The sequence below is a fragment of the Bacteroides cellulolyticus genome, from assembly GCF_025567135.1.
GTDB lineage: Bacteria > Bacteroidota > Bacteroidia > Bacteroidales > Bacteroidaceae > Phocaeicola > Phocaeicola cellulolyticus.
This window is the reverse complement of sequence record NZ_JAOQJJ010000033.1, coordinates 1-14115: the sequence shown is the minus strand read 5'-3', so window position 1 is coordinate 14115 and position 14115 is coordinate 1. Positions and strand designations below refer to the sequence as shown.

The 14115-nt window shown below is 35.6% G+C and carries 7 protein-coding genes and 1 pseudogene; 3 read left to right on the top strand and 5 right to left on the bottom strand.

The window, feature by feature from the left end:
• From OCV82_RS14930 to OCV82_RS14915, 4 genes are all read right to left on the bottom strand, one after another.
• Positions 1 to 635: ATP-binding protein (locus OCV82_RS14930; RefSeq protein ID WP_154045147.1), on the bottom strand; the 635-nt coding region annotated here is incomplete at its 3' end.
• A 446-nt stretch (positions 636 to 1081) separates the two neighbouring features.
• On the bottom strand, positions 1082 to 2713 hold the full coding sequence (locus OCV82_RS14925; protein ID WP_154045146.1) for a RagB/SusD family nutrient uptake outer membrane protein: 1632 nt from the start codon (positions 2711 to 2713) through the stop codon (positions 1082 to 1084).
• A gap of 15 nt (positions 2714 to 2728) precedes the next feature.
• Positions 2729 to 5743, bottom strand: coding sequence for a SusC/RagA family TonB-linked outer membrane protein (locus tag OCV82_RS14920; protein ID WP_262543845.1), 3015 nt, complete (start codon positions 5741 to 5743; stop codon positions 2729 to 2731).
• Between the two features lie 416 nt (positions 5744 to 6159).
• Entirely contained in the window at positions 6160 to 7326 is a 1167-nt protein-coding gene (locus OCV82_RS14915; RefSeq protein WP_154045144.1) for a site-specific integrase, read from the bottom strand.
• Between the two features lie 310 nt (positions 7327 to 7636).
• Between OCV82_RS14915 and OCV82_RS14910 the strand changes: the two genes are divergently transcribed.
• Together OCV82_RS14910 and OCV82_RS14905 are read left to right on the top strand one after the other, a co-directional pair.
• A complete protein-coding gene (locus OCV82_RS14910; protein WP_154045143.1) occupies positions 7637 to 10786 on the top strand; it encodes a SusC/RagA family TonB-linked outer membrane protein in 3150 nt (1049 codons plus the stop codon).
• A 21-nt stretch (positions 10787 to 10807) separates the two neighbouring features.
• Positions 10808 to 12417: pseudogene (locus OCV82_RS14905) on the top strand (RagB/SusD family nutrient uptake outer membrane protein).
• Positions 12418 to 12653: 236 nt separating this feature from the next.
• On the opposite strand, the gene OCV82_RS15225 reads toward OCV82_RS14905, so the two are convergent.
• Positions 12654 to 12827 carry a DUF6922 domain-containing protein gene (locus OCV82_RS15225; RefSeq protein WP_394802667.1) on the bottom strand — a complete coding sequence of 58 codons (174 nt, stop codon included), beginning with the start codon at positions 12825 to 12827 and terminating at the stop codon, positions 12654 to 12656.
• A gap of 584 nt (positions 12828 to 13411) precedes the next feature.
• Here OCV82_RS15225 and OCV82_RS14895 point away from each other — a divergent pair.
• Positions 13412 to 14115 (top strand): hypothetical protein (locus OCV82_RS14895; RefSeq protein ID WP_154045142.1); only part of this gene is annotated, 704 nt, incomplete at its 3' end.

The window sequence follows — 14115 nt, the reverse complement described above, 5'->3', positions numbered from 1 at the left end:
ATATCCTTAGGCTGATTAAAACCGCTGAAAACGCTGACTTGCGAGAATTTTGTCACCCCTGTTAAAAAAACGAACTGCAAATGTGCATCTGCTCCCTTGAATACAGAGTAAAAAGCTTTCAGAATATTACGATGCTGATCTTCCAATTCTGTATTTACATCCAAAACATCAAGTATAGGTTTATCATACTCGTCTATAAGGACAACTGCACGAAATCCTGTCTGCTCATGCGAAGCACGCAATACCTCTGTAAAGCGGTCACCTATTCCGAGCAATTCTGTTCTATCCGGTAAGCCATATTTCTTCTCCCACTCGGATATGTAAAAACTTAGTTTGCTTTCCAGATTTCCCTCTTTTGTAAAATCCGTACTATTAAAATCTACATAAAATACAGGATAAACATTCCAGTCCTTTTCCAACGAAGCAATCTTAAGCCCATTGAAAAGCTCTTTTCTTCCCAGGTAGTAATTCTTAAGAGTTGATACAAGAAGACTTTTGCCGAATCTCCTTGGGCGACTCAGAAAATATATTTTCCCTTCATGTGCCAGATTAAAAATCAAATCCGTCTTATCCACATAAACATAACCGTCTTCGATAATCTGTTCAAAACTCTGTATTCCTATAGGATATTTCATAAGCTTAATACTTTACCGCTGTTACTCCACATGCAGAATAATTCTTCTAGACAAATCAAATAATATTTTGTCAAGACATTCGCAATAGAAGATTTTTCACAAATATAATGCAAACAGAGTGAAGGACAAAGAGGAAATTTAGTTTTTTTACTGTGTTTTATCTTACTAGGATAGGTATATTGGTGTTTATACCATAGTCTATTACGCAAAAGTAATCAATAAATACAATATTTACAAATGTCGTAGGGATGGGCTGTATCTCTCGTATTGGTATTTGTGGAATTATATCTTATTGAGATTTGGAAAATTAGAGATTTTATTTCCGAAAATAGATATGATGGTTGGAGATTATTATGAAAATAAGTAGGTTAAATAAATTACAAAAAAATAGAGTGTGTCACATTTTGACACACTCTATTTTTTATAATGTAATGTTTATTTAGAGATTACTGTTCAGGAGCCATCCATAAGTCATATACATCACTTGGATCAGGATTTTCAAATCCTCTTAATGCTTCATTATTGTTTTCCTCAGTTTGAACTATACAGAAATTCATCCAAGCAGGTCTTCCGTTTGTGTTAAAGAGGGCATCATCTCTGAATATCGTACCTTCATATCCTCTTGTAACTGACATGTTAAGTCTTTTTATATCAAAGAATGTAAGTCCTTCACCCCATAATTCAACACGTTTTTGGAATACAATTTCTTCAACTACGTCATCACTGCTTGATACAGAACATGTATATTCAGGATAACGGTATGTCTGCATGAATTTTTCAACTAAAGTTTTTCCTTCACTAGCATTTAAATGTGCCGCAGCTTCAGCTTCAATAAAGTACATTTCTTCAACACGCATCAAAGGGAAAGCTGTTGCAGAACCTACATTAAAGTCTGTAGTATTACCACTGCCTGGTCTGAATTTTAATGATGCTAATGGATAATTAGCTTGTAAATAAGCACCGAAACTATCATCAACAAATGAGTTCTTGCCAAATAGAGCAGTTCCTCGTGGAGCTACCCATGATAGCTTACGGAAATCTCTATCATCTATTCTTGAATACATTTGTGTGTCAACACTGCTCATAGGGCCTGCTGCTGCATATCCGTATTGTGCTTCATTAGAAGCCCATGATGTCCAGTTAAGAATACCGGTTTGTACAGCATCATTTTCTTTCATGGCCTTAACACCCCACATCCATGCTGGTGATGAAAGTTCATTAAAGCCTGAAGATGGGTTAACCCATGCATCAGATTTTACAGGAGTACATCCACTTGCATCTATAGCTTTTCTAGCATAATTCTTAGCCTCTTCATAATTACCTATCCACATATATAACCTTGCTTTCAAGCCATATACAACAGCCAAATTAGGTAATGTTTTATCATTAAAACTTAGTTTGTCAATATTGGCTTCTGCTGCATTAAGGTCCTCCAGAATGAAGTTAACCATAACATCACGTTTAACACGAGGATTGTTGCGGGCCTGTTCTTCAGTTATATTTTCGCGTACAATAGGAACTGTTAATCCTGTTACGTCATTGCCAGAGTTGTTCACACCTGAAGTCTTATCGTTCGGCAAGAATTCATACATCTGTGCCATATCCAAATATAAGAATGCACGATATGCTTGTCCTGCAGCTTTATATCCTAAATGCACAGGGTCTGTGTCTGTTTCAGGAATGGCAGCAAGCAACTTGTTAGTTGTTTGTATAAATTTCCAATAATAGTTCCATATGAACTGTGTTGACAAGTATGCCGGACCGATATAATAATTACATTCCCAAGCTGAATAATGGTCATAAGGACTTGCATATACAGGCATATCTTGTGTCATTACGTCCCTTATATGCATTATAGATCCATATCCCCAATCATATCCTACACTAGTAGATACAGTTCCAAAATTTACTGCAAAGGCTGGCATAGCCCATAATTTTGCTTCAATTCCTTTGTCCGAAGAACTTATTACATCTTCTGTCGCTCCGTTTGTCGGGAAAGTTTCTTCAATACATCCACTTAATAAGATAGATGAAGAGCAACAAAGTCCTAATAATATATTTGATATTTTATATTTCATAATTATATTTTTTTATTAGAATGTTAATGTTATACCTCCTGAGATGGAACGTATAGGAGCATAGTATGAAGCGGTAGTAGAACCGTCCATTGCTTGTCTTGGGTCAAGACCTTTACGTTTAGACCATAACCATACATTGTCTGCTGCCATATATAAACGCAAACCTTCTACAGCAAATTTGCGTGTAAATTTAGCAGGTAATGTATATCCAAGATTGATGTTCTGCAAGCTCAAATATGACGCATTTGTGAGGAAACGGTCAGAAGTTGCAGCTGTATATGAATCCAAATATTGGAAGCGAGGTAATGTTCCATTTGGATTATCTACACTCCATGCATTCAGCATATCTTTGTGTATTGCACCACCGCTAGAACTAGATCTTGGAGATGACATTGCAGATGCATAATCGGAATCATAAGCAAGACCTCCGATCTGATATGCAAAATCAACACTTAAATCTATACCTTTGTATGAGAATGTAGTACCAAAACCACCATAAACGTCAGGTAAGGCACTTCCGCAAATGTATTGTGTTGCAGCTGATGGATTTGTTACTTTCTCCTGTATAATATTGCCATCTGCATCTTTACGATCAGCGTAATACAATGCTTCACCATTTTCATTGATTCCGGCATACTTATACATCCAGAATGAATACAAAGGAACACCTTCTCCATAGAAGTAATTTCCGCTAGTATATCCTTTTGTTCCGTCTGGAGCAACCATAGTCTTACGTTCTTCTGGCAAATAGCTTACTTTATTTTTGTAATATGTCATATTAAGACGTAAATCCCAGTTGAAATCTTTTGTTTGTATTATAGAACCATTCAATTCTACTTCCAAACCGATATTCTTCATATCACCAATATTGTCATAATATGATGTATATCCATAAGTAGGAGGCAATGGGAATGAGAAAAGCATATCAGAAGTCTTTCTCAAGAAGAATTCTGCTGTACCGCTAAATCTTCCACCAAACATTTCGAAATCAACTCCGGCGTTGAAATTTCCGTTTGTTTCCCATGTTATGTCTTTGTTACCCATAACGCTAGGTATTGCAGCAGGACGACCACCTGCGTTTACTATGTTATAAGTATTAGTATATAAGTAATTTCCTATATTATCATTACCCTGAGTACCGTAAGAAGCTTTAATTTTGAATAAATCTATCCAAGATGGAGTGTTAAACCATTCTTCTTTTGAGATAATCCAAGCTCCACCAATAGACCAGAAGTTACCCCAACGGTTATCAGGATGGAAGCGTGAAGAAGCATCACGTCTGTAAGAACCTGACAAGAAATATCTTGTATCATAATCATATTGTGCGCGGAAGAAATATCCTTCTGTATTATAATCAGTTGTATAAGATGTAGATGTTCCGTCTGTTACAGCTCCTGCCAATTCATGATTGTTAGGATCAAACATGTTCTGTCTTACTGCGCTTAATGTATAATATTTAGTGCGATATGATTCATGACCTACCATCAAATCTACATTGTTACGTCCGAAAGAATGAGCGTAATTCAACAATTGTTGATAGTTGTATGATAGAGTTCTTGAATGACCTTTTGTGATTATACCATTTGAAGAAGCATATTGTCCATAATATGGATTAGTTACATTTGTACTACGTGCTTCATTCAGATAAACGCTATTAGTAGAAGTAAATTTGAAATCTTTCAAAAATCTTATTTCAAAGAAACCTACAGCATTCATAGCGTTACCATCATTCTTATTTGTATTAAGTATTGCATCTGACAAAGCATTTGATTGTCCAAAGATAGGACGATATAATCCTAAATAACTGCCATCACCGTAATCGTACATCTGATTACCTGCTTTATCAACAAGTATATTACCATTTTTATCGCGCATGTACAATGGATATATAGGAGCTACCTGAGTTGCTGCTGCAAATACGTTTGCTGATGAAACAGAAGAACCATCCTCACCCAAAGCATTAGCTTCATAATGTGTATAAGAGAAGTTTGCTCCTACTTTTAACCAAGAATTAGCTTGATAATCAGCTTTCAAACGGCCTGTAAGGCGTTCATAGTCTGAATTTGGAGAAATACCTCCATTATCCAAATAACCAAATGAAGAATAGAAAGAAGCTTTATCGTTTCCTCCGGTAACACTAACATTATATTCTTGACGGAGGCTTGATTTGTATGCAGCATCCAGCCAATTATCTGGTTTTAGCAGATATTCTTGTCCTTCGTATTCTACAATATTTCCTAATGTAGCATTAGGGTTTATCTTTCCATCTTTTCCGATTAGATTTTCTCCTTCAGGTACACTATAAACATTGTATCCACCTAAAACAGCCATAAGATTTGCGTTTGCAAATGAATAAGCTCTGTCTGCATCATAACCACCTGCATTTGTTGCATAGTTTCTTAATGCCAAATGGTACATTTCATAATACTGACCAGGATCTGTTATGTAATCATAGTCACGGCTGGCGCGTGTATTTACACCCCATTTAGCATCTACAGTAACTTTAGCGTCTTGTGATTTTCCACGTTTAGTAGTAATCATAATCACACCGTTAGCACCACGTGAACCATACAATGCATTTGAAGCGGCATCTTTCAATACAGTCATTGATTCAATATCTTGTGTGTTGATATTGTTTAAGTCGCCATCATATGGAGAACCATCTAATATAATCAGAGGTGAGTTGCCAGCTGTGATAGAACTGATACCACGGATACGTATTGTTGGAGTTGTAGTACCTGGTTGTCCTGAAGCATTAGTGAATTGGACACCTGAAACTTTACCAGTTAAAGCTTGAGCAGCATTACTTGTTTGAATCTTTCCGATTTCATCGGCTTTTACAACTGAAGCAGAACCTGTGAATGAAGACTTTTTGGCAGTACCATATGCTACAACCATAACTTCATCCAAAACTTCAGTATCAGAATGTAATACAACATTAACAACAGGTTTAATAGCAACCTCTTGTGTTTTCATTCCGATGAATGAAACAACTAGAGTTCCGGCCGAACTTTCGCTTGTTCCATAAATCTTTATATAAATATCCTATTTTTATTAGCTATACTAAAAATATCAGTATTACATTCAATTTTACATTCTGTTTTGTATAAGAAAACTAATATCAGGGAGGCAGACAAACCTATAAGAAAACATAGGGTATTCGACCGTTATTGTACGTTTTCATACATTCTCGTACATCGAAAAAAACGTGGGCATGTTTCAAGTAAAGCGTGCGCACGTTTTAAATCGAACGTGCGTACGCTTTAAGTCGAATGTACGCACGCTTGAAATGTACTGAATTTAGTTGTCAGTTTGTGTTGTGATTCCTGACCAGGTTGACATGTAAAGAGACATTCACAATATTGACTATACCTTATTATATAATAATCTACACCAAGACTTTGATAGTTTCCTGTATTGTATTAAACATTGATCTAATAATATCTTCAAGCATTCTTTTCCAGATCATTCACAATACCTTGCGGAAGAATGTCTGCATAATGCTGGGTAGTACGAATATTCTTATGTCCCAATAATTTCTGTACAGTAGTAATGTTTACACCTTTATATACAAGTAAAGTGGCATTTGTATGTCTGGCAGTATGAAATGAAATATGTGTACTAATACCTGCCAACATTTTTATTCTCTTTAGTTCCTTGTCAATACTTGAATTTGAATTTATTTTAAAAAAAGAACCTATGTCGCAACTATACCTTTTTAATATAGACATTGCCTTGCCATTAAAAAGAAGATATAATGGTAATCTGGTTTCGACTTCTGTTTTTACAGATTTATACATTAACCATAATTTATTATCAATATTGATTAGATTTTCTTTAGTTAACGAACAGAAGTCTGAATATCTTAGTCCCGTATAACAACAGAATAGAAAGGCGTCTAGCGTATGCAGCATTTTTCTATTTTTTCCACATAATGACAAAGTTTCCAGTTTATGAAGCTCTTCAGGCAGAAGGAATGTATATTTCGACTCACCTTTTAACATTTTGTATCTTCTAAATGCGTCTTCATCGGTTTTTATTAATTTTTGGTTTATTGCTTCATTATAAAAGCTTCTTAAATGCTTGATATGTTTTATTATAGTGTTAATTTTATAATTTCTTGAAGTCAGAAACTTCTCAAATTCCATTATGTATTCATATGTTATACTTCTAAAAGACGTACCAGAGTCAAATATGTTTATGAGTTTTACAGTTGTCATAAGATTCTTTTTTGTACTATCTCTTTTTCTGCTGGTATTAATATATCCTTTACAAAAATCTATAAATGCTCCATCATTTATATTAGTATTCTCAATATCGGCATTGATTAATTGCTCAAGTGTAAGTGGAGTATTATTTTTCCACATCTGAAGTTCTTTCCACTCTAATTTTAGTAAATGTTCTTCCAGAAACCTATTTAATAACTCATGATTAGGGTGCGAAGGCATTACTTCCTGTTTCCTGACATTCCAATACTTAGGTTTAAGGAATACATTTGTAGGTAAGTAAATTTTGTTGGAAAGTAGCTTTGCTTCTATTTCCACCATAGCCATAGAATTTGCATTTAGGTTATTTTCACGATTAAGAACTAGTTTAAAACAAATTTTCTGCATAATACTTTTTGATTTATAAATAATGAATATAGTGTCATATAATCTTTCAAGGAATAAAATAAGCGATATTATTAAGTATCGAATTGTAATAAAACATCAGATTACTATCAAAATGCTTTTTTTATGATGTAAAACATGTAATCGTTTGCTTTTTTAGAAGAAATTTGTCAATTTAAGTGTTAAAAAGCAGGGAATGACGACTTTTTGCTTGAAAAAAGAGAAAAATATTCAGATTTTATTATTACTTTTGCGACCTGTTAGAGAGAACAAATTTTTATTAATGTAAAGTTAAACTTTAAGAGAGATTTTTATGAAAAGAAAATTGATGCTGTTAATGACCTGCCTGTTTATTGGTATAGGTCTGGTAAACGCTCAGGTCTCTAAGGTAACAGGTACTGTTACTTCTCACGAGGATGGTTTACCTGTAGTGGGCGCATCTGTATTGGTTAAAGGTACTCAGGTTGGTACTGTAACTGATATTGATGGTAATTTCACTATTACTAACGTTCCAAGTTCGGCCGGAACTTTGGTTATTTCATTCATCGGAATGAAAACACAGGAAGTGGCAATTCAAAAGATTGTTAAGGTGGAATTGCATTCTGACTCGGAGCTATTGGACGAAGTGACAGTCGTTGCTTATGGCACTAAACGTAAACAAGACTTGGTCGGTTCTATCAGTAGTGTTAAGAAAGAAATTATCAGTAACTCACAAGCGACTTCTGTAACAAATGCCTTGGAAGGAACTGTTGCAGGTCTGCAAATTGTAAGTTCAACAGGTCAGCCTGGAAGCGATGCCAGTATAGTTTTACGTGGTATTGGTTCTCTATCGGCAAGCAATGAAGCTTTGATTGTAGTTGACGGAGTGCCTTTTAATGGTAGATTGTCTGATATAAACCCTGCGGATATTGCTTCTATTAACGTATCAAAAGATGCAGTGTCAAACTCTTTGTATGGTTCGCGTGCTGCAGGTGGAGTAGTAATGGTTACAACTAAAAGCGGAAGTAAGGATAAAGTATCTATAAACTTTAATGGTACATGGGGTGTGACTCAGCGTGCTTATAAGGATTACAATATGGTTACTGATCCAGGAGAATTTTACCGTTTGACATGGTACGGTATTCGTAACACTCAATGGGCAAGTGGAATGTCAATTGAAGACGCAAATTTGGAAGCTAGTAAATTGTTGTTGAGCGAATTAGGAAATTACAATGCCTTCATCATTCCTGAAGGAGAATACTTGGTGACACCGGACGGAAATTTAAACACAAATGCTCGTCTTCGTTATAATGACACTTTTGCTGACGCATTATTTAATAATGCTTTCCGTCAGGAGTATAATGTATCTGCATCAGGTGGTAATGATAAGACTGATTATTATGTATCTATGGGATACTTGGATAACGATTCTTATGTATTAGGCTCTTCTTATAATCGTTTTACAGCTCGTGCAAATATTAATTCTCAACTGAAGTCTTGGTTGAAAGTAGGAACAAATGTTGGTTACTCAAAAACCACACAGAACGGAGTGCAGGAAGGGGCCGGATTAGCGTCCAATCCTTTTAGTGTAGCACGTTCTTGGGCTCCAATCTACCCGGTTCATGCTTATGATGCAGAAGGAAATATGAAATATTATGAGAACGGAGAACCTATGTACGATGCCGGAAATGGTGAAACAGACGGTACAGGAAAGCGCCCTACTGCAACCAATCAGAATGTTATAGCAAACATGAATGAAGATATCCGTGAAAATGTATATAACAATCTGACTTCACGTTCGTATATAGAAATATCTTTCCTGAAGAATTTTAAATTTACTGCAAACTACAGTTATGATTTTACCAACAACAGTTCAACTACTTATTATACACCTTTAATAGGTGATGGACAGTCTTTTGGTGGTCGTGGTACAAAAGGTAGTTATAACACAATTACTACAAACTTTAACCAGATTTTGGCTTATAGTAACGCATTTGGCAATCATCATTTGTCTGCAAAAATGGGCCATGAGGCTTATAAATATGAATTCAAACATCTGGAAGGACAGAAAACCAATTTCTTCAATCCTAATAATCCTGAACTGGTAAATGGTGGTCAGATGCAATACATCGACAGTTATACAGTTGACCATAATATAGAAGGATATTTTGTTATGGCAGACTATGACTACGATAATAAATATTATCTTTCTGCTGCTTTCCGTCGTGACGGTACATCACGTTTCTTGAATCGCTGGGGTAACTTCTGGTCAGTAGGAGGTGCTTGGCGTATCAGCAAGGAAGAGTTTATGAATGGTACAGAATCATGGCTTAACGATTTGAAACTACGTGCATCATACGGTACTCAAGGTAATGAAAACATCCTTTCAGGATATAGTTATGCCTATACTCCTTACATGGATCAATACGAAGTTACTTGGAATGGTTCTGAATTGGGATATTCACCTGTATTTTATGGTAATCCGGACTTGACTTGGGAAAAACAGAATACTTTTGACGTAGGTGTGGATTTCCGTTTGTTTGACAGATTATATGGTTCATTCGAATATTTCTACCGTAGAACAGACGATATGTTGTTCAAACGTCCTGTAGCTTTCTCTACGGCTGGACGTCCTTATAATTGGGAAAACTTAGGTGCGATGAAAAATGCAGGTATCGAATTTGATTTGAATGTTGACATCTTCAACAGACCTGACTTGAAATGGACTGTATCTGTAGTGGGTTCTCACTATAAGAATCGTATCTTGACACTGCCTGAAGAGAATCGTAAAGATGGTATTACCGATGGCTTGTTCAATTTAAGAGAAGGAAAAAGCCGTTATGAATACTATACTTACATGTATGCTGGTATGAATGAAGAAGGCAAGCCAATGTGGTATAAAGATGAGCTAAATGAAAACAATGAAGTAGTAGGTCGTACAACAACTACTACTTATGCAGATGCAACTAAATATTTCCTTGGTAAATCTGCACTGCCTGATTTTAATGGTGGTTTGAATACTACATTCTCTTACAAAGGTATTGATCTTTCTATAGCTACAGCTTTCCAGATTGGTGGTTATGCTTATGACTATTCTTACTTGGATGGCATGAGTCAATCATTCTATGTAGGACATAATAAAGATATGTGGGATACTTTCAATCCGGAAACAGGAAAAGGTAAATTACCTATCTGGAATGCAAATGATAGTGGTAATTCATTTACTCAATCATCAGATCTTAATCTGATAAAGGCAAGCTATTTCAGCATACGTAATATTACTTTGGGATATACATTGCCTAAGAACTTGATGAAGAAAATAAGTGTTGAGAAAATGAGGATTTATGTAACCGCAGATAATTTCGCACTATGGTCTAAACGTCAAGGTTTTGATCCTCGAGTTTCTATGGCTGGTGCAAGCAGCAGTTATGGTGGATATTCTCCAATGCGTGTAATTTCTGGAGGTATAAACCTTTCTTTCTAACTTAAAAATATATTATAGTATATGAAGATAATGAAATATATGATACAGGCACTTATTGCCGGAGGCCTGTTTACATCGTGTCTTGAAGACGCTGACGTTACCGCTTATTTAACAGAAGATCAACTGGGCAGTGTGGCTCAGGAGGATCCGGACAAGACATTTTCGGCAGCAGTGGCAGGTATGTATTCTGACATGCAAAGTTATGTTGACACAGATATGAGTCATAATTATTTCGGCCAGAAGAGTTTTGACTATCTGACATCACTGATGGGTAATGATATGATCATGACTGGTCGTTTCGCAATGAGTCTCTATCATTATATGATAGATTACTGGCAGCAGAATTATACACCGACAAATAACAGATGGAAAGAATACTATCGAGTAATATCGAATGCCAATAATATTCTAAAACTTATTGACCCGGAAAGCAAAGACCCGGCTAACTTGAAATACAGAGCTATTGCTATGGGATTCCGTGGTTATGCTTACTTGTACCTGACATATCTGTATCAGTATTCTTACTATACAGGTGTAGATGGAACCAAGTGGGGACGTGGATCAAAATATGATTATTCCCAATCTCCGTGTGTACCGCTTATAACCGAGAAAACAGAAGGAGACCAACCTCGTGCCACTGTTGCTCAAATAGATGAACAGATTAAGAAAGACCTTACTACATCTTTCAATTTGTTTAAAGAATTAGGTATGGAGCATACATCTTCACCTACTGACATGGACGGTTGTGTAGTAGCTATGTATTTGGCTCGTGCTTATATGATTACACATGAATGGGATGAAGCTATAAAGTATGCACAAGTTGTAATAGACAATTTTGATATATTGAAAAGTGAAAATGATTTATTACAGGGATTCAGCAATATAAGCTTGCCGGATGTTGTATATGGTTGTGACATTACAGCAGATAATACTGGAATATATAGGTCTTATTTCTCTCAGATGGATGCTTATAGTGATGGATATGCCGGCATTGGTGTATGGCGTGCAGCCTTTAAACCGCTGGTAGATCGTATTGCTGACAATGATATTCGTTTGAAATGGTTCTGTTGCGATCGTTCTACAGGAACTGACGTTAAAGGTGAAGACGGTTCAATTAAGCGTGTTACAATGCTACGTGACACCAAATCATCTGCAGCGGTAGAATATCAGGCTGTGAAATTTATCGGTACGGGTCGTGAAAACATCAAGGCAGGAGTATTTGCCGGATGGGAATTGGGTGATTATATATACTTGCGTTCGGAGGAAGCTTATTTGATGAAAATAGAGGCTTTACTCATAAAGGATCAAATGATGCTGTAAAAGAACTCAATGAATTTATGAAAACCCGTCAACCTGATTATGAATATACATTTAGCAACAAAGCTGATTTGATTGAGGAAATAATATATCAGAAACGTGTTGAGTTTTGGGGTGAAGGTCTGGAATATATTGACAACCGTCGTTTGAATATTCCTGTTGACCGTACAGATGAAACTTGGGGTGCAGAAAACAACAATCATTTCTCTGCTGCAAAATTTAGACACGAGCAGGAAGATCGTAATTTCCTTTATCAATTACCTATTTCAGAAATAGAGAACAACTCTCAGATTTCTTCAAGTGACCAAAATTGATATCAATTAATGAGAGTATATAGTTTTTATAATTAAAACTATTTGAAATTATATATCTTAGTCAGCCTGTAGAGGTTAAAGTATTCCAATCAAAAAACTTTGGAATGATTTTAACTCTACAGGCTGTTTTATATATTTACTATAAGATGTAATAATAAATATCTGTAAATTATGTCTATTCAGTTAGTTATCGCATCCATTCCAAAGAAAAAAAGAGATATACTTTAAATATCATTTCATAAAGCAAAATCTTTATAGCTTCTTTCCATTGTTTCTTTTTTCCGCTTATTATTGATACTATGTAAAATAGTTTTTATTGTTTCCATACCATAAAATCTGATTATTTCATCAATTTCTTGTCTATTACCATATTCAAAAACGCGCTGAACACCCCATTCTTTATTTCTTATCCAGTTAATTTTTCAACCCTTGTATCCCAAAACAACGCAGGACTCAACTTTGACAAATCAGGATGTTTTGTAAGTTCCTTTTCTATCAAATAAGCATAGACTTGATAATTCGTATGTATTTTATAAAAATAGCCTTCTATTCCTAGAAGAGAATGCCTTTTCTATATCAAAAGACTGTTGGATAGTAAAGTTTCGCGTTCCTTTTATAATTCACTTATCTTTCACGGATATATACCGTTTTTTTCCAGAGAGATGCTTTTGAGTTAATCCGCAATTTTCTCAAAATATGCTCCCAAATCTTTCCTGCTGGAGTTCTTGAGGATTTAATGCTTCGTACATAATGGTTATAATGTAAAAATAAACAATTTCTATGCTTCTGTCGCAGGTTTTCAAATATGTGCCGACTTTGGCAAGTAAGGCTCTGTTTTGTATTAATTTCACAAAACAGTATGACCTGATTAATTGTCAAAACCGATTTGTAACAATAGAAGTTTCATTTTTGACATTGGAATTTTTACGGTTTTGTGTTTTCACGAAAAAAGTGTATCTTTACGCAGTCTCAAATATAAAGAAAGGAGTTACTTATGGTACTGATAGCAAATCCTATATATGATTCGGTGTTCAAATATATGATGGAGGATGACAGGGTGGCAAAGATTATGCTTTCCGCTTTGCTTCAGAAGGAAATTATTCATCTTGAAATGCGTCCTCATGAATATACAGGCGTAACACAAAGGAAAATCTCCATGATGAGAATTGACTTTGCAGCTACCATAAAGAATGAAGACGGAACGCAACAGCTTATTCTGATTGAATTGCAGAAGACGTGGCTGGTGACTGAGACATTGCGTTTCAGACAATATCTGGGAAGCCAGTATATTGATAAGAAGAATGTTCCGGACAAGGATGTAAACCCTAAAGGTTATGGTCTTCCTATTGTCTCAATTTATATTCTGGGGCATAAGTTGGGAGATCTGCAGGAGCCTGTGGTGTATGTACGCAGGAAATATCTGGACTATAACTCAAACCCTATAGAGAACGGTGTACCTGATCCGTTTATAGAGAGCCTTACACACGACAGTATAATAATTCAAATACCGTATTTGAAGGGGAAGGTTAGGAACAGGCTTGAAAGATTACTTCAGGTTTTCGACCAAACTTATCGTCTTAAGGATAATGAACATATCATGGAAATAGATGAAAGAGGACTGGAAATAGAGGAACAGCTTGTGGTTGACAGGCTGATAAAGGCAGCTGTCGAACCGGATGTAAGAAGGGATATGGATGT

What these genes read in the sequence shown, in the direction of transcription:
- OCV82_RS14925 (WP_154045146.1), bottom strand. Translation starts at nt 2,713, where the DNA reads ATGAAATATAAAATATCAAATATATTATTAGGACTTTGTTGCTCTTCA.
- OCV82_RS14915 (WP_154045144.1), bottom strand. Translation starts at nt 7,326, where the DNA reads ATGCAGAAAATTTGTTTTAAACTAGTTCTTAATCGTGAAAATAACCTA.
- OCV82_RS14910 (WP_154045143.1), top strand. Translation starts at nt 7,637, where the DNA reads ATGAAAAGAAAATTGATGCTGTTAATGACCTGCCTGTTTATTGGTATA.